Genomic DNA, 16,597 nt, shown 5'->3' with positions numbered 1-16,597 from the left:
CAAGCGAATCGCGATTTCGATTTACATGGGCGAATGACACCGGTTACCGTTGGTCCAATTCTTGGACTCCGCGGACGACTCAGGAGGGACACACCCATGGTCAAACGTCGGATGTGGATGGTCGCGTCGGGGTTCGGAATCCTGGTCGCGAGTGCAATGCCCGGAACGGCGACGGCTGCGAACGATGGCCTCGCGCCCACCCCGCCGATGGGGTGGAACAGTTGGAACAAGTTCGCGTGCGGCGGCATCAACGAGACGCTCATCAAGCAAACCGCCGACGCCCTGGTATCGAGCGGACTCGCGGCCGTGGGCTACGTGAATCTCACCTTGGACGACTGCTGGTCTGCCGCAACGCGTGATGGCAGCGGCAACCTGCGGGCCGATCCGAACAAGTTTCCAAGTGGGATGAAGGCCATTGGCGATTACATCCACGCCAAGGGACTCAAATATGGCATCTACGCCTCCATCGGCACGGCCACGTGCACCGGCAAGACGCCCGGCAGCATGGACCACGAGAACCAAGACGTCGCCAAGTTCGCCTCGTGGGGTGTCGACTACATCAAGGCCGATCGTTGTAACGTTCCAAGCGGCGCAGATCTAGCCGAGCTTTTCGGCCGCTGGCTTCCGGCCATCCGTGCGTCCGGCCGGCCGATGGTCCTCAGCGCCAGCGACAACGGCGGCGTTCAGGAGCCGTGGTCGTGGGGGCCTTACGCTGCGCATCAATGGCGCACGACCGGTGACATCCGTGATCAATGGGCGCGCGTGCTCAGCGTCTTCGACGGCAACGCGCGCTTTCCCGGTGCCACCGTGCCAGGTGGATTCAACGATCCCGACATGCTCGAAGTCGGCAATGGCGGATTGACCGATACGGAATACCGCGCGCACATGGGCCTCTGGGCCCTCGTGTCCTCGCCGCTCATCGCGGGCAACGACGTTCGCAGCATGAGCAGCGCCACCAAAGCGATCTTGACGCACCCCGAGGTGCTCGACATCGATCAAGACGGCCTCGCGTACCAAGCGATCAAGGCGGCCGACGATGGAGCCGGCCGTCAGGTTTGGTACAAGCCGACGCGCCAACGCGGCACCCGCGCCGTGGGCCTGTTCAACCGCGGCGACTCCACGGCCACCATTTCGGTCAGCTGGACCCAAATCGGTTTGCTCGCGGGCAGCGCCACCGTTCGCGACGTTTGGGCCCGCGCCGATCGCGGAACCTTCACCAACTCGTACAGCGTCAACGTGCCCGCCCACGGTTTGGCATTGTTGCGCATCGTCGGGACGGATCCCGCGGTATCGACGGGCTACCTCAGCGACCAACCCTGGGCCTACTCCACCAACGGATGGGGCCCCGTGGAGCGCAACAAGAGCAACGGCGAAAAAGCCGCAGGCGATGGAAAGACGCTCACCCTGAATGGGACGACGTACACCAAGGGCTTCGGTGTCCATTCCCCATCGGCCATCAGCTTTCGCCCGAACGGCGCTTGCTCGACGTTCACCGCCAACATCGGCATCGACGACGAAGTCTCCAGCGCCGCCGCCAGTGGCATCTTCCAAGTCTGGGGAGACGGCAAACTCCTTTACGACAGCGGCGTCATGAAATCCGGCACCGCCACCAAGAACGTCAGCGTCGACATTTCGGGTCGAACGGACCTGCGTCTCGAAGTCGCCGGCGGCACCGACACCACCAACAGCGACCACGCCGACTGGGCCAACGCCCGCGTCACGTGCGCAGCGTCATTTCTAGAAGAATGAAATTCAGTTTATTTAAATAGAGTTGACTTCATTTGAAATTTAAATGGACGAATTTAGATAAATAGAAGACCTTCTGGTCATTGAAATAGAAGAGAGGATGCCCCACCCGGCGTTTGCTTCGCAAACGCCACCCGCCCCAAGCGCCGTGCTCGTGCCAGCCTCCCCGATTGGCCCATTCTCCCAATCCGGCTGTCACTCCGCGCGGCGCGGGGCGGGTCCGCCTCGGAGTCGGAGTCGGAGTCGGACATCGTTGTCATTGGCTTCGTTGATTTCTCTATTCGCTGGAAAACGTATGCAAACCAATCTGTTCCACGGCGACGACCGCTTTCATGCCATCGAACTGGCCATCAATGCCATCGCGGTCCTTCGCCCCACAGTCGAACGTATCCGGTGTTGCGATCGCGAACTGGCCGACCAGCTTCGCGCGGCCCTCCGTTCGATGGCGATGCACATTGCCGAGGGCAACCGCAGCCGAGGCGGCTACCGCACCGCTCGTTTCCGGATGGCGGCGGGTTCCAACAGCGAATCACGGGCCGCCGTGCGCGTGGCCGTCTCCTGGGGATACGTGCCTGCCAGCGAAGTCAAAGCGGGCGACGAAGTGCTCGATCGCATCGGCTCCACACTTCACCGGCTCAGTGCACCACGGTAACGCGACATCACGTTAACATCGAGAGCGACTCACGCAGGAGCGTCTCGAGAGGGGGAGTCGCACCTGTCCACAAGGCGAGGGTCCTTGAGTGCGAAAGGTCGCTCCAGCAACCCGAAGTAGTCTCGTTGCGCGGCCTCGATACTTGAGCTGAATTCCGTCGCAATGATGCTGCTGTTGAGTTCTCGCATCCGGACGCTTTCCGCAAAGGTTCGTCGGCATCGGGTTTTTTTTTTTTTTTCATCCGAGCGTGTGCAGCGTTCTTTTTAAATCACGGTCATCTCATCACATTGACTCACTCGATATCCACCGCCACGTATCCGTTCACGAGGCCGCGAATTGCGGTGGCGGCTTGCGAGGAATTCGCCTTTTCGATGGCGCCGTCCCGTGAGTTCGAGACTTCACGGATGATGACCCGGGCCCCGCTCGCCGCATAGACAATGAGCGCGCCGGAGTTGTCGCCCGCCTGGCCGGCATCTTTTTCGGTGACGGTGGGCTGCGTGCCGGCCGCGGTCTCGATTTGCGAAAGGAGCGTGTTGAGCGCGTCGGCCGACAAAGAGTTCGGTGACGTCGGTTCAATCTTTGGCGGGCAGCAAGTCCTCTCGGTACCGGAGACCGTACCGTTCGCAAGGATTTCGAGCGTGCTGCCGGTGATTTGATTGCCATACGTGTAGCTGAGAACCACGGACATGGCATCGTTTCTTCCGGACTCGAACGGTGCGTCGCTCGATGCGTCGGAGGGATCCGGGGTGTCCGAGCTCGTTGACGACGAGCAGGCGACGGTGAGGGTGAACAGGGAAGAAAGAACCAGCAACAAGATTTTCATGCGGGCGGCCTACGCACGCTCCGTACCAATAGGAGCCGTTCGAACTTGGGCCCTACGCGGAGTCACGAGGGCCGCCCAGCATGTTCTTTTTGCCGCGACCGGGACCATCACGATCTCGGCGAGCACCCCACGATGCGCCGAAGAAGCACCCGATTTGCCGATCGTGGCGGCACACCATGGCGCAGGCCAGAAGGGGGGCGTCCAGGGTTAGGCGGCTATGTTGGCGTGTCGACGTCGTCCCAATCGGCATCTTGGAAGCGAGTGAGCCAGTTGAGCGCGTGGTGGCACTCGGCGACGACGCCGGACTACGTCCTGAAATCTGAAGCTTATTTGGGTCACGAAGGTCGCACCAGCTAATCCGCGCATCGGTCCGGATCCCGCACCAAACCGCCTACTCGATGGCTTCCTCACGCAAGCGGGCCAGCTTGTCCGGATTGCGCACCACGAAAATATCGGCGAGGTTTCCGCTCTCGTCGTACGCGAACGACATGGCGGCGACGATCTTGCCATCGTCCTCCAACAGGACGCCGCGGCCGCCGTTGATGTCCACGGGGACCCAGCGGTTCGCGCTCCAGGAAGGTTGAACGACCTTGCCGATGAAGGCGAGTACCGCGTCCTTGCCGCGCAGAATCTGTTGGATCGTGGGTACCTTGCCGCCGCCGTCGGCGTGGAGATCGATGTCGTCGGAGAGCAGCGCGGACAGGGAGGCCATGTCGCCTCGGACGATGGCGCCCTCGAAGGCGTCGAGCAGTTGCTCCTGCCTTGCGCGCGGCACCGTGTGGCGCACCTCCGGGCGGTCGACGGTGGTGCGCGCACGCGAGACGAGTTTGCGGCAGGCGGCTTCTTGCATGTCGAGCGCTTTGGCGATTTCCGGATAGGAAATCTCGAAGATCTCGTGAAGCAGATACGCTGCCCGTTCTTTGGGGGTGAGCCGCTCGAGCAAAAGCAAAAAGGCCGTGGTCAACGACGAGGCCAACGCCATGTGCTCTTCGGACGTTGGCTCCGTCTTCGTGGCAATCGGTTCGGGCAGCCAGGTTCCCACGTAATCGACCCTCGCTTTGTGTGCGGAACGAAGCAGATCGATGCACCGGCGCGTGCAGACCGTCATCAACCACGATGCCGGCGTCTCGATCGGCTCCGCGTCTTTTCTCGCCTGTTCCCATTTGAGAAACGTGTCCTGCACCGCGTCTTCGGCGTCGGCGCGTGACCCGAGGATGCGGTAGGCCAAGCCCAAAAGGGTGGAGCGGCTTTCCTCGAATACCTCGATGTCGGAGCCAAAGGAGCCAAAGGAGGGAAGCGTCATGGTCTTGGTCAGTGCCTCGCGATTTGCAGTCGATTCCAGAGGTTGATCATGCCCACGGTCGACGTCAAAACGCCAATCTCCTGTTCATTGAAGTGTGCCCGCAATTGGGCGCGCAACGCCCCGAGATCGGTATGCTCGTCGAGCTTGGTCAGCGCCTCCGTCCAAGCCAGCGCCGCCTTCTCGCGCTCGGTGAAATCGCTCACGTGCTTCCACACGATGACCCGATCGAGCCGTTCGTTGGTTTCCCCGTCCTGCCGTGCCTCTTTCGTGTGCAGCTGCACGCAGAACCCGCAGCCGTTGATCTGCGACGCCCGAAGCAGCACCAAGTGATGAAGCTTTCGATCGAAGCCGTGCTTGTCCATCACCGCATGCACGTTCTGCAAGGCCTGGAGCACGTCGGGGATCGATTGGTCGTAGCGAAGGGTATCTTTCACGGGAACATCTCCTTTTCACAGAGGAAGACGATCCACCTCCGAAGCCCGTGACGTCGCTCGCCGAAAAAAGATCAGCGGGCCGCCGGCGCCGTGCTCATGCGGACGACGAGGCGAGTGGGCAGGTGCTCCACGCGGATTTCTGCCGCGCGTGGCATGCGCGCCAACTCCAGCGCCCGCTTGCCCATCTCGAACATGGGCAAGTGCACCGTGGTCAGCGGCGGCCAGAGATCCCGGGCCCAGGGAATGTCGTTGAAGCCACAGACCGAGACCTCCTCGGGCACCCGTACCCCGCGCTCCCGCAGTGCCGTGAGCGTGCCGACGGCGATGATGTCGTTCATCGCGAAAATCGCGGTCATGCGTCGAACGCGTTTCAAAAGCTCCACGGTGCCGCTGAATCCGGCATCGCGCGTGAAGTCGCCGCCCACCGCCACGTGTTCGTCGGGAAGCGAAAGCCCCGATTCGGCGAGCCCCGCGCGGAAGCCCGCCAGGCGATCGTGCGTCGTGGTGAGCCCGGCCGGACCGGAGATGACCCCGATGACCCGATGCCCGAGCTCCGCCAAGTGCATCGCCAGCGCGCGCGCCCCGCCCAGATTGTCGGCCATCACCACGTCGCCCGGCGCGTAGTGCCGCCCGATGAGCGCGGCCCGCCCGCCCGCGGCCTCGAAGTCGAGGATCTGCCGGGTCATCTTCGCCCCGAACTCCCGATCTTCCATCCCACTGCCCGCGAGGATCAAGGCGCTCGTCCGGCGGGCGCGGAAGGCCGCCATGTACGCGAGCTCCCGTTCGCGATCGCGGTACGTGTTCCCGATGAGGACCATCTGCCCATCGTCCGACGTGGCCTGCAGAATACCGCGCACGATCTCGGAGAAATAGGGATCGCTCACATCGTGCACGATGACGCCCACCGTCGTGTCATGCGCCTGCGCGAGTGCGCGTGCATGCGGATTGGGCGAGTAACCGAGTTGCCTCGCCGCGGCCAGAACCTTGGTCCGCAAATCTGCGGCGACGGGGCGCGTGCGGTTCACCGTTCGCGATGCCGTGGCCACCGATACTCCGGCCATGCGAGCCACGTCCGCGATTGTCGCGGCCCGCCCTTCCTGTCGACCTTGTTTCGGCGCGCTTTTTTTCACCCTATCGCTCTCGTTATAAGAATACCCCCAGAACGGTGCCGGGTGTGCGTGACGCATCGGCCCGTCGACAATCATCGGCAAATCCCCGCAAAATCAGCGGTGTAAGCGCTTGCCAGACCCAGGGGCCACTGCCATAGTCCCCGTGAATAGGAGGGCAAAGGGTGAGCGAGACACCCGTGGGGGCTCCGCCGAAGCCGACGTTGGAGTCGCGGCTGCAGATGCGGGGCATTCGGAAAGGCTTTTTCGGCGTCCAAGTGCTCAAGGGCGTAGATCTAACCTGCGCCCCGGGGGAGGTCCGCGCGATTGTCGGCGAAAACGGCGCTGGCAAATCGACCTTGATGAAGATCCTCGCGGGCGTTCACCGAGCCGATGAAGGCGCAATCCTCATCGACGGTCGCGAGGAGCATTTTCGCGATCCACGTGCCGCACAAAGCGCGGGCGTAGCCATTATCTTTCAAGAGTTTCGCCTTTTGTCGGAGCGCTCGGTCGCCGAGAACATTTTTCTCGGTCGCGAGCCCGGATCGGCCGCGCGGGTGGACGCCCGGGCCATGCATCGAGCGACGGCGCAGCTGCTCGCGCGGTTGCGCGTCGATCGGTCCATGTCGCCGCATACGCGGGTGCGCGACCTTTCGGTAGCCCAGCAGCAGATGGTCGAGATTGCAAAAGCGCTTTCGCTCGACGCGCGTGTTCTCGTGATGGATGAACCGACTGCCGCGCTCTCGCCGGGCGAAGTGGAATCGTTGTTCACCATCGTGCGCGAGCTTTGCGCCGCAGGACTTGCCATCGTTTACATTTCGCATCGCCTCGAAGAGGTATTCCGCCTGGCGACGCGCATCACCGTCCTCAAAGACGGCGCGACGGTGGCCGACGTCGCACCGGCCGACGTCACCACGGGCGAGCTGGTCGAGCTCATGGTGGGCCGCACGCTCGATCGGTATTACCCGCCGCGCCGTACGCGCCCGCCGCCGCTGCGACAGACGCGGTTGCGCGTGCGCGGTGGAGGAAATGCGCGGCTGTCGGGCATCGATCTCGAATTGGTGGCGGGCGAGATTGTCGGCGTGGCCGGTCTCGAAGGGGCGGGCCGCACGGAGCTGGCCCGCGCGCTTTTCGGGGCCGAGCCGTTCACGTCGGGTGGCATCGAGTTGGACGGGCGGCCCATCCCGCTGACCTCACCGAGAGAGGCCATCGACGCGGGCATCGCGTTTCTCACCGAGGACCGCAAGGCCGAGGGACTGCTTGCGCGCGAGTCGGTGCTGGACAATGCCAAGCTCGCCGTGCGCGCGCTGCGCCGCAAGAGCGGTCAGAAGAAGGACGCCGTTCGCGGAACCGCGGCCACGGCGGCCTTGCTCGCGGGACTCGACGTGCGGGCGATGAGTCTGCAGGTGCCCGTGCAGTTTCTCAGCGGCGGCAATCAGCAGAAGGTGGTGCTGGCGAAGTGGCTGGCCACGCGGCCCAACGTGCTGCTGTTCGACGAGCCCACCCGCGGGATCGATATCGGCGCGAAGGCGGCCGTTCACGAGAAAATGCGTGCGCTGGCCGAGGAGGGGGCCGCCATTTTGATGATCTCGTCGGAGTTGTCCGAGGTCATCGGCATGAGCGATCGCATTTTGGTCATGCGACAAGGACGCATCGCCGGGGAGCTCGAACCGGGGGCGAGCGAGAAGGAGATTTTGGGGGTTGCCTCGGGTGAGGGAGGAAGAAGAGAGATCGTGCCCGTGCCCGAGCACGAGAAGGAGCACGAGCACGAGAAGGGGTGGGGGATTTGGTGGGTGTTGGCGGGGTTGTTCGTGTTGGCGTGGCTCGGGGTGGGGAATGCGTTTGTCGGTGTCGATAACCTGCGCAATTTGCTCGTGAGGTCCGTGGCACTGGGGATCGTCGCCGTGGGGCAAAGTCTCGTGCTGCTCGCGGGCTCGATCGATCTCTCCGTGGCCTATCTGATCAGCGTGGTGGCGGTGCTCACGTCGTACGAGATGCAGGGGCAAACCTCCATGATCGCGCCGGTGGTGCTGTTGGCGTTGGGGATCGGGGCCGGCGTTGGCGCGGTCAATGGACTGCTCGTGACGCGCGTGAAAGTAAACGCTTTCATGGCGACCCTCGCCACCGGGCTGCTGATGCGCGGCGCGCTCGAGAACAGTTTCACCTCGGTCACGGGCTCGGTGCCCCAAAGCTTTCAGCAACTCGGCTACAGCGGTATCGGTCCCATTCCGTACGCGGTTTTGCTCTTTGGAGCCATGGCGGCGGGCGCGTGGTACCTCGTGCGAAAAACGCGCTTTGGATACCACTTGATGGCCGTCGGCGGCGATGAAGAGACCGCGCGCGTCTCCGGTGTGCGCTCGGCGCGGGTCGTGGTTCTCGCGCACGTCGCGTGCAGCCTCTGCGCCGTCGTCTCCGCGCTGTTTCTCGTCAGTCGTGTGGGCTCCGCCGCACCGTGGATCGGGCCCAATGGACGCTACGAGCTCGATTCGGTGGGCGCCGTTGTCCTGGGTGGAACGGCCATCATGGGCGGGCGAGGGGGGATCCTGGGAACGGTGGGCGGTGTCCTCGTGCTCGCCGTCGTCGACAATGCGCTGAACCAGCTCGGCGTGAACACCTTCGTCCAAGACATCGCGCGCGGTGTCATCCTCATTGGCGCCGTCGCCGCCTACGGCATGGCCCGCGGTGAAGGCTTGCTCGGCCGCGCGTTCCTGCAAAGGTTGCGAAGGCGGGTGCCCGCATGAGCGCCGTCCTTCGCATTGCGCCGGTGTTCCTCGTGCTCTTCGGCGTGGTCGTGGCCATCATGGTTCAGAACCCGCAGTTTACGAGGCCGCCGGTTCTCCTCGGGTTGGTCCGCTTTGCCGCTCCGCTCATGCTGCTCGCCGTGGGAGAGCTCTTCGTGCTCGTCGCGGGCGAGTTCGATCTTTCCATCGGCTCCTTGGTGACGGTCGTGGTCGCCATCGCCGCCGGTGTTGGCAATGGCGACGAAGACAAAACGTGGTGGCTCGTTCCCGCCCTGCTCGGCCTCGGTATCGTCGTGGGCTTGGTCAACGGCATCGTCACCACCCAGCTCGCCGTGCCCTCGTTCATCACCACCTTGGGCACCATGCTCATTCTCTCCGGCGCCGTCCTCTATTGGACGGGCGGCGCGGTGCTCGGCTACGTGCCGGACAACCTCCGCGCGTTCGGTCGCGGCGCCTTCACGGGGATCCCTTGGCTCGAGCGGTTGCCCTACGCCGTCCTGGTCATGGTCGTCTTCGTGGCCATGGCAACGTGGCTCCGGCACGGCACGAACTTCGGTTACCAGCTCGTGGCTGCAGGGGCCAACCCGCGCGCCGCGGCGCTCTCCGGCGTGAACGTGGCGCGCGTGCGCATCTTCGCCTTCGTGCTCTCCGCGCTCTTCGCCGTCGTTGCGGGCATCGTGCTGGGGGGCATCGTGGGCGTCTCCCCGCAGGCGGGGCGCGGCTACGAGTTTCAAGCGATCAGCGCCGCCGTCCTCGGCGGTGTCGTTCTCGGCGGCGGCCGCGGGGCCGTCGTTCCTGCGGCCGCAGGCGCACTCGCGCTCCAGGCCATCTTCACGTGGCTCAACTTGCTCGGTGTCGCCGATCCGGTGCGCCAAGCCTTTCAGGGGGCGATCATCATCGGCGCGGTCGCCCTCTCCTCGTTGTTCTCTTACAGCGCACGCCGGCGCAGTTCCTGACGTTTCGGAGGGGTCCCATGAAACCGACCGCATATTCGTTGCTCCTGCTCGCGATTCCCGCGATGATCACGGCCTGCCGCAAAGACTCTGGCAGTTCGAACCAGGGCGCGGAGGGCAAGCCGGCAGCGACCGCTTCGTCCGTGACGGCCACCAACGCGGCCGAACCCTCGAAGTGGTTCGATGCGGTTGCATACGACAAGCAGTTGCAACAAGCCAAGGCGACGGCCACCGGCGATCCATCCACCCCGTGGACGCAAGCCATCGACCCCGTGTACGTCGACACGGCGAAGTACAAAAAGAAAGAGCCGTGGCACGTGTGCTTCTCCAACGCCTCGCTGACCAACCCCTGGCGCACCGCGGGTTTTGCCACGATGAAGGCGGAGGTGAAGCTTCACCCGCAGATTGGCAAGTTCACCGTGGTGGACGCGGGCGGCAAGGACGAGAAGCAGATATCGGACATTCAGGATTTGCTCACGCAAAACTGCTCCGCGCTCATCGTGGCGCCCAACACCACCGGCCCGCTCACCACCGTCGTGAACGAGGCCTGCAAGAAGATCCCGGTCATCGGCTTCGACCGCGGTGTCAGTACGGATTGCCCGGTGACCTTCATCCACCCGATTGGAGGGTTCCTCTTCGGCGTCAGCTCCGCCAACTTCATCGTGAGCAAAGTCAAGAAGGGCGCCAAAGTCCTGGCGCTGCGCATCCTGCCCGGGGTCGACGTGCTCGAGCATCGCTGGGCAGGGGCCCAGCGCGTGTTCAACGAGGCGGGCATCCAGGTCATCGGCATGGAATTCACCGGCAGCGATCCCGCCAAAACGAAGCAGATCGTCAGCGATTACCTGCACCGCTACGCCGCCATCGACGGCGTGTGGATGGACGCCGGCGACACCACCGAGGCAGCGGCCGAAGCCTTTCAGGATGCGGGACTCGACGTGCCGCCCATCACGGGCGAGGACAACAACGCCTTCCTACAGGCGTGGCAGAAGAACCGATGGACCGCCATGGCGCCGACCTATCCGGTCTACCAATGGCGCACGGCCATCCTCGCCGCGGTGGACATTCTCTCGGGCAAACAGGTTCCCAAAGAGTGGATCCTTCCGCAGCCCGAGATCACGGGCGACACGTTGAGCGAATACATCACACCGCATTTGCCGCCGACGTTCTATGCCATGTGCGGCTGCCAAAAAATGCCCGGCTTCCCCGAGCTATGGGGCGGCAAAGCGGCGAAATAGGCAGCGCAGAGGAGCCAACCGCCAAGACGCCAAGATGGACTTGGCGGTTCGATTCGCTTTACGGCTTCGAGGATAGCCGATCGCCGATGCGCTCGACCTTCGCGTTGAGCGTGTCCCAGTCGGTTTGAAGGCGGTCTTGCTCCATGGCGAAGACGGCAGGCTGCATCGAGGAAACGGCTTCGACGCGGCGGCGGAGCTCGCGCAGCTTGGCGCGGACTTCGCGCAGATCGTTGGCCGTTCGCGTCCTTTCGCCCGCGGTCAATCCCGCGGGGCGCGACTCCAAGAGTCCAATGCGCCGATCGAGATTGTCGAGATCTCCTCGTGCGACCTTCGCGTAGTTCTCGCGCGGGTCGGTCGATGCGCTCCGTGGTTCGGTGCGCACCAGCGTCTCCGACGTGATTTGCGTGGTCGAGGACGCGCTCGGATGGGCCTTCTTGTTGCTGCATCCGAGGAGGAGCATCGCCGAGGTCGCCAGAACACCGACGACCAGGACGGTCTGATTGCTGCGGATCATGAGTCACCTCACGAGATGACGCGTCGCGAACGGCGAACGCATCGGGGGGGGAATTTCTCCCATGCATCGCGCGGGCCCGCACGAGGTCCGCGACATCCCGCGGGCGCCGTTCATCCAAATGCGAAAATAGCGCGCCGTTTCCAGTGATATCGCTTTTGCGTGTGGCAAAGCGCAACGAGAAGGGGAGAACTGCCCCGTCAGCGCCCGTCCGCGATCATCGGCAAGGCAACGACCTGCGGCACCTCGGCCCGCGAGCGGCCGTCCGCCGGGTCGACCCCCGCGCTCGATGCCGGCGGCCCGCTCGGGCTGCCACCTCCATCATTAGTGGATCCGGTCGAAATGAAACTTTTGCCGAATGTAGCGCGGCGAACGTAGATGCCATTCGTGGCTTCCGGATATCCAATTGCGATATCCGCGCACCGCGCGCTCGACGTGCTCCCACTCCACGGCATCCAAACGCCGGCACAGCGAATCCTCGGCAATGGCGAAATCACGGTAGCGCGCGGCGATCATGCCGGCGGCGCGCTCGGCGGAGTCTTGCCAGCTTCCTCCCCAAGCTTGCCACAACACTGCCACGAGGTTGTTCATCCGACCACGGGCGCGCTCCTTCGCCACGAACAAAAGATCGTGCGTCCAACACACGATGTCGTTCGTGGCCGTCCGCAGCGCGTGCACCTGCGGGCAGTGGGCCGTCTGCTCGGGCAATTCCGCGCCCTCGGCAAACTCGATCAAATCGAGCGCCGTCTCCGCCGCCCCGCTTTGCCGGCGAAACTCGACGTACGTGCGCAAGGGCGGAGGGATCCCGTACCGCTCGTTGGCCAAGTCCTGCTCGTACGTGCGAAAGCACTGCTCGGCGTGGCCGACGAACCGCAGCCTCCACCCGAGCGACATGGCCGGCCCCACGTCACGCCACCATCCAGCGAGCGCCGCGGCCAGCCCCGTGTGCGGCGCGGGCGTGGGGCCGAGATGCATGGGGAGCATGCGTAGCAATTCGTCATTCGTTGAAACGATTTCATGGCGATCGGGAGTGTTATCGCGATTGCAGAATCGCTCGTCGACCAGAAAAAGAAGCGATAGCCATTCGCTGTTCCTCGTGATGTCGGCAACCGACGGATAGGTGCGCGCAGCGAGTTCGCCTAACCGGGCGCGGCGAAATCGCGCGAGCGCATGGGCATTCGGCGCAAGGTCGAATGCCTTCACCCATGCGAGCAAATGCTCTTCCATGCCGCGTGCGCTGGGATGAATTGCCGATGGAAAGGGGCAATCGATCCTGGGCGCTTTCAAAGCGTCTACGATCACGGTCATCCTCCGACGGCGTCCATAGGGCCGCACGTTGGCAAAGCGTCTAGTGGACGGGTTACCTTCAGGTCAAAAAGATGATGGCCGTCATCGGGCGCGTCCGTCACCCTTTGCCGAAGGCGATGCCCTTCGCTTCTTTTCCAAGCGCCGCGCAGAGTGCGAGAAGAGCCAACGTCGGGACGACGGTCGCAGCGAGCGCGAACGGATAGCCGTAATGTTGCGCCAGCCATTCCTGGATGGGCAGGTTGAACGCGGCGATGCAGTTTCCAAGTTGGTAGGTGACGCCGGGGTAGAAGCCGCGGATCGCATCGGGGGACATTTCCGAGAGGTGTGCCGGAACGACACCCCACGCGCCCTGCACGGCGATCTGCATCAGGAACGAGCCGAGGCAAAGCATACCCACGCTGCTCCCGTACGCGAACAAAGGAACGATGGGCAAACCCAGAAGCGCGCAGAACACGATGGTGCGACGCCGCCCGAAGCGCTCCGAGAGCCCGCCAAAGGTGAACCCGCCGATCATCGCCCCGATGTTGTAAACGACGACGAGCGACGTGGCGGTGCCCGGCGAGAGCCCTGCGCCCGACTTCGCCGTGGCGCGCAGGAACGTGGGATAGACATCCTGCGTGCCGTGGCTCATCCACGCGAAGAGTGTCATCAAGGTGACGAGATAGAAAAATCGTCGCAGCATCCCCCGTTGAAACACGACATCACGCAATGACGTTCGGGTGGCGCGAAGCTGCTCGCGCGATTTCTCCCACACCTCGGACTCGCGCACGCCGAGTCGGATCAACAACGTGAGCATCGCGGGAAGGAGGCTCAAACCAAAGAGCCATCGCCAATTCAATCCGAGCACCGAGTGCACCAGCAAGTACGCGAGGGAGGCGAGCAGGTAGCCCATGGAGTAGCCCTGCTGCAGCACACCGGAAAAGAAGCCGCGGCGCGCGGGCGGTATCTTCTCCATGGCGAGCGCCGCACCGAGTCCCCATTCGCCGCCCATGCCGATGCCGTAGAGCAGGCGCAGGACGAGCAGCACCGTGTAATTCGGTGCGAAGGCGCACAAGAAGCCGACGGCGGAATAGAAGACGACGTCGACCATGAGCGGAAGGCGCCGGCCGACTTTGTCGGCCCACAATCCGAACAGGAGCGCGCCCACCGGCCGCATGGCCAAAGTGACCGTGGTGAGAAAGGCCATGGTGGGCAGGCCCACACCGAAGTCACGGCCGATGTCCGCGTAGACCAGGACCACCAAAAAGTAGTCGAACGAATCCATCGCCCAGCCCAAAAGTGCGGCGACGAAGGCGTTGCGTTGATCGGGGGTGAGGCGTTGATCGGGGGGGAGTGCGGACGTGGCGGAGGTCGTGGAGGCACGCTCCGCCACCGTCATTTTTGGCCCCGTGGATCCGCCCGCCAGATGGGGCCGCGCTTTACGACGGGTGAGAGCAATTCGGCGTCGCCTTTGGCCATCGGACCGTTCGTGCCGTCCGCGATCTCGATGGTGATGGCCTGTCGGCCGCGGTATCCCATGCGTCGTTGGATATCGGGATGGAGGTAATACGCACCGGCCACGAGCTCGCCGAGTGCGGTGTACTCCATCGGGTGCTTGTCGCGCAGGACGGACAGCGCGTGCGCGGCGTCCTCGTAGGCCGCGACGGAAAGCGCGAAGTGCAGCGGCACGAGCAGGTCGGGGCGCGCCGCGAGGACCGCATCCACGCCGGCCCCCGCCACACCGGCGCCGCTCGCGGCCGGCATGTCCCCATCGGCGGGAATGAGAAGATCGGCCAGCGCGGCCAAGCGCGCGCGCGCGGCATCATCCAGAGAGCTCACGCCGGCACCTGCTGGTGGCGGCGCTGCTCGAGAAGGTGCTCGGTGCAGCGAAGCGACATCGCCGCAATCGTGGCGGTGGGGTTCATCCCGGACGAGGTCGGCCAGATGCTGCCGTCGAAGACGTAGAGGTTCGGCACATCGTGCGTGCGCCCCCACGGGTCGACCACCGAGGTGGCCGGATTGGTGCCCATTTTCGCCGTGCCCAGCTGGTGCCAGCCGGTCTCGCGGATCGACGGGGCCACCATGGTGCGGTAGGCGCCCGCGGCCTCCAGCGATTCACGCGCCCGCTCGATGTGGAAGTCCATGAGCTTCGTCGAGTTCTCCCCCACGCGGTAGCGAATGCGCGGGGCAGGGATGCCGTCCCCGTCGGTGAGCTCCGGGTCGAGCTCGACGCGGTTCGATTCTTCCGGCAGATCCTCCGCGACGATGCCCCACATGGCCGAGTGGCCCAGCCGCGCGCGCACGTTGCGGTGGAAGTTCGAGCCCCACACGGGATTGTCCGGACCCCAGGGCCAGCCGCGTGTGGCATTGACCGGACCGCCCGTGGGTTGCAGTCCCCATTTGGCCCCCCGGACGAAGCCCCGCCGGGCGTCCGTTTCATAGAACTGCAAGCAGTGCAAGTGCTGCCCCCACGGGCCTTGCGTGCTGTGCATGTCGTCCTGGAAGAGGCCTGTCACCACACCGAAGGGATGCAGCATGAGCCGCTTGCCCACCAAGCCGGACGAGTTGGCCAAGCCGTTGCGATGGCCGCGGGTGGCGGAGAGCAGAAGCAGGCGAGGGGTGCCGATACCATTGGCGGCCAGGATGATGACGCTCGCGCGGGTGACGTGCTCCTTGCCGTCGCGGTCGATCCATACGGCACCGTCGGCCAGGCCCGCGTCATTCACGGTGATCTGCCGCACGCGCGCGCCGGTGACGAGGTGCACGCCCAGGTCGACTGCGTGGGGCCAATGCGTGCGGTCCGCGCTCGCTTTGGCTCCGTCCGCGCAGCCCCACAGGCAAGTGCCGCGCTGCACGCACGGCTTGAGCGCGCCGTAAGGCCGCGTGGCGATCGCATTGGAGCCGGGCCACCAATGCCAGCCCAGCGCATTGTGCGCTGCGGCGACGCGGCGGCCGATGTCCCCGAGTGGCACCGGTGGCAACGGTGGACCTTCGCCCGCGGGAAACGCCGGATCACCCCCCAGCCCGGAGATGCCGAACGCGACCTCGACCCGCTCGTAATAGGGCCTCAGGTCCTCGTACGAGAGCGGCCAATCGTCGGCAATGCCATCGAGCGTGCGCACGCAAAAGTCCGACGGCGCATTGCGGTGCCACTGCGCGGCATAGATGACCGTGCCGCCGCCGACCCCATTGTAGAGCACCACGTCGATATCGGCATCGCGGCCGTTGATGGGATAATCGGACGGGGACCTTCGCGTATTGGGATTCCACGCCCAATCCGCGCCGGAATTGACCTCGAAATCCGCATGCGCGCCCCGCGCCTTGCGATAATCCGGCCAATCGCCCTGCTCGAGCACGACCACGTTCAGCCCTTCCTCGGCCAAACGCGTTGCGGCCACGGCGCCCGCAGGACCCGCTCCAATGATGCAAACGTCGGCGCGGTCACGGCCGGCGCCCGGATGGATCAACGATTTGCGCATGGCAGGAGGTACTCCTACGGCAACGACTCGCGACTTCTCAATATGGATATGCCAGGGATCTGCACGGCAGCCCAATCCAGCGGCGTCCGGTAAACACCGCGTTCACCAAGCCAAAGCGTGGTTTCGACGTAACGCAGTGTGCTGGACCTCATCACTACCTCGAGAGTTCCCCCTGTGTCGGTCGGGGGGCGTAGGGACACCTGGACCGGTAAGCGTTTTCCAGGTAGCGTCCGCGAGTCGGGATTGTCAAGTGGTTTCGCGGCGCTTTTTCGCCCGACTCTTGACCCAACCGTGGCCGAGAGCTAGCGTTTTTGGGAAAGCGCTTTC

General features: G+C 64.4%; 14 protein-coding genes. 5 read left to right on the top strand and 9 right to left on the bottom strand.

What is annotated here, in order from left to right; genetic code table 11:
* Positions 1-96: 96 nt before the first annotated feature.
* Together LVJ94_25415 and LVJ94_25410 are read left to right on the top strand one after the other, a co-directional pair.
* A complete protein-coding gene (locus LVJ94_25415) occupies positions 97-1,749 on the top strand; it encodes an NPCBM/NEW2 domain-containing protein (protein WXB10552.1) in 1,653 nt (550 codons plus the stop codon).
* A 292-nt stretch (positions 1,750-2,041) separates the two neighbouring features.
* Positions 2,042-2,398, top strand: a complete 357-nt coding sequence (locus tag LVJ94_25410; GenBank protein WXB10551.1) for a four helix bundle protein — start codon at positions 2,042-2,044, stop codon at positions 2,396-2,398.
* A gap of 292 nt (positions 2,399-2,690) precedes the next feature.
* Here the strand turns inward: LVJ94_25410 and LVJ94_25405 are convergent, their stop codons facing one another.
* The 4 genes from LVJ94_25405 to LVJ94_25390 all read right to left on the bottom strand — a co-directional run bounded on the left by LVJ94_25405 (position 2,691) and on the right by LVJ94_25390 (position 6,019).
* Complete coding sequence (locus LVJ94_25405; protein ID WXB10550.1) at positions 2,691-3,221, bottom strand: hypothetical protein; 531 nt, start codon at positions 3,219-3,221, stop codon at positions 2,691-2,693.
* A gap of 391 nt (positions 3,222-3,612) precedes the next feature.
* Positions 3,613-4,524 (bottom strand): RNA polymerase sigma factor SigJ, encoded by a 912-nt coding sequence (sigJ, locus tag LVJ94_25400; GenBank protein ID WXB10549.1) that lies wholly within the window; start codon positions 4,522-4,524, stop codon positions 3,613-3,615.
* An 8-nt stretch (positions 4,525-4,532) separates the two neighbouring features.
* Entirely contained in the window at positions 4,533-4,958 is a 426-nt protein-coding gene (locus tag LVJ94_25395) for a carboxymuconolactone decarboxylase family protein (GenBank protein ID WXB10548.1), read from the bottom strand.
* A 71-nt stretch (positions 4,959-5,029) separates the two neighbouring features.
* Positions 5,030-6,019, bottom strand: a complete 990-nt coding sequence (locus tag LVJ94_25390) for a LacI family transcriptional regulator (protein ID WXB10547.1) — start codon at positions 6,017-6,019, stop codon at positions 5,030-5,032.
* Between the two features lie 230 nt (positions 6,020-6,249).
* Between LVJ94_25390 and LVJ94_25385 the strand changes: the two genes are divergently transcribed.
* The 3 genes from LVJ94_25385 to LVJ94_25375 are packed head-to-tail and all read left to right on the top strand — an operon-like array spanning position 6,250 to position 10,993.
* Positions 6,250-8,805 (top strand): ATP-binding cassette domain-containing protein, encoded by a 2,556-nt coding sequence (locus tag LVJ94_25385; GenBank protein WXB10546.1) that lies wholly within the window; start codon positions 6,250-6,252, stop codon positions 8,803-8,805.
* Positions 8,802-9,761: an ABC transporter permease gene (locus tag LVJ94_25380; GenBank protein ID WXB10545.1), complete on the top strand. Its 960-nt coding sequence runs from the start codon at positions 8,802-8,804 to the stop codon at positions 9,759-9,761. The genes LVJ94_25385 and LVJ94_25380 overlap by 4 nt, the downstream gene beginning before the upstream one ends.
* A 17-nt stretch (positions 9,762-9,778) precedes the next feature.
* Complete coding sequence (locus LVJ94_25375) at positions 9,779-10,993, top strand: substrate-binding domain-containing protein (GenBank protein ID WXB10544.1); 1,215 nt, start codon at positions 9,779-9,781, stop codon at positions 10,991-10,993.
* A 58-nt stretch (positions 10,994-11,051) separates the two neighbouring features.
* Here LVJ94_25375 and LVJ94_25370 read toward each other — a convergent pair whose 3' ends face one another.
* From LVJ94_25370 to LVJ94_25350, 5 genes are all read right to left on the bottom strand, one after another.
* Complete coding sequence (locus LVJ94_25370) at positions 11,052-11,507, bottom strand: hypothetical protein (protein WXB10543.1); 456 nt, start codon at positions 11,505-11,507, stop codon at positions 11,052-11,054.
* 321 nt (positions 11,508-11,828) lie between these two features.
* Positions 11,829-12,731: a terpene synthase family protein gene (locus tag LVJ94_25365; protein WXB10754.1), complete on the bottom strand. Its 903-nt coding sequence runs from the start codon at positions 12,729-12,731 to the stop codon at positions 11,829-11,831.
* Positions 12,732-12,909: 178 nt separating this feature from the next.
* Complete coding sequence (locus LVJ94_25360; GenBank protein ID WXB10542.1) at positions 12,910-14,190, bottom strand: MFS transporter; 1,281 nt, start codon at positions 14,188-14,190, stop codon at positions 12,910-12,912.
* The gene (locus LVJ94_25355; GenBank protein ID WXB10541.1) at positions 14,187-14,630 is read right to left on the bottom strand and encodes a hypothetical protein; all 444 of its coding nucleotides are present in this window, start codon (positions 14,628-14,630) and stop codon (positions 14,187-14,189) included. Before LVJ94_25355 ends, LVJ94_25360 begins: the two co-directional genes overlap by 4 nt.
* Positions 14,627-16,270, bottom strand: coding sequence for a GMC family oxidoreductase (locus LVJ94_25350; protein ID WXB10540.1), 1,644 nt, complete (start codon positions 16,268-16,270; stop codon positions 14,627-14,629). Before LVJ94_25350 ends, LVJ94_25355 begins: the two co-directional genes overlap by 4 nt.
* Positions 16,271-16,597: the final 327 nt, after the last annotated feature.

It is taken from the genome of Sorangiineae bacterium MSr11367, assembly GCA_037157805.1.
GTDB classification, from domain to species: domain Bacteria; phylum Myxococcota_A; class Polyangia; order Polyangiales; family Polyangiaceae; genus Pendulispora; species Pendulispora rubella.
The sequence above is the reverse complement of the archived record's forward strand: the minus strand, read 5'-3'. Positions and strand labels throughout refer to the sequence as shown.

Excerpts from the sequence above, each read along its gene's own strand:
- LVJ94_25375 (WXB10544.1), top strand. The coding sequence starts at position 9,779 with ATGAAACCGACCGCATATTCGTTGCTCCTGCTCGCGATTCCCGCGATG.
- LVJ94_25390 (WXB10547.1), bottom strand. The coding sequence starts at position 6,019 with ATGGCCGGAGTATCGGTGGCCACGGCATCGCGAACGGTGAACCGCACG.
- sigJ (WXB10549.1), bottom strand. The coding sequence starts at position 4,524 with ATGACGCTTCCCTCCTTTGGCTCCTTTGGCTCCGACATCGAGGTATTC.
- LVJ94_25415 (WXB10552.1), top strand. The coding sequence starts at position 97 with ATGGTCAAACGTCGGATGTGGATGGTCGCGTCGGGGTTCGGAATCCTG.
- LVJ94_25360 (WXB10542.1), bottom strand. The coding sequence starts at position 14,190 with ATGACGGTGGCGGAGCGTGCCTCCACGACCTCCGCCACGTCCGCACTC.
- LVJ94_25380 (WXB10545.1), top strand. The coding sequence starts at position 8,802 with ATGAGCGCCGTCCTTCGCATTGCGCCGGTGTTCCTCGTGCTCTTCGGC.
- LVJ94_25350 (WXB10540.1), bottom strand. The coding sequence starts at position 16,270 with ATGCGCAAATCGTTGATCCATCCGGGCGCCGGCCGTGACCGCGCCGAC.
- LVJ94_25405 (WXB10550.1), bottom strand. The coding sequence starts at position 3,221 with ATGAAAATCTTGTTGCTGGTTCTTTCTTCCCTGTTCACCCTCACCGTC.
- LVJ94_25365 (WXB10754.1), bottom strand. The coding sequence starts at position 12,731 with ATGGAAGAGCATTTGCTCGCATGGGTGAAGGCATTCGACCTTGCGCCG.
- LVJ94_25410 (WXB10551.1), top strand. The coding sequence starts at position 2,042 with ATGCAAACCAATCTGTTCCACGGCGACGACCGCTTTCATGCCATCGAA.
- LVJ94_25370 (WXB10543.1), bottom strand. The coding sequence starts at position 11,507 with ATGATCCGCAGCAATCAGACCGTCCTGGTCGTCGGTGTTCTGGCGACC.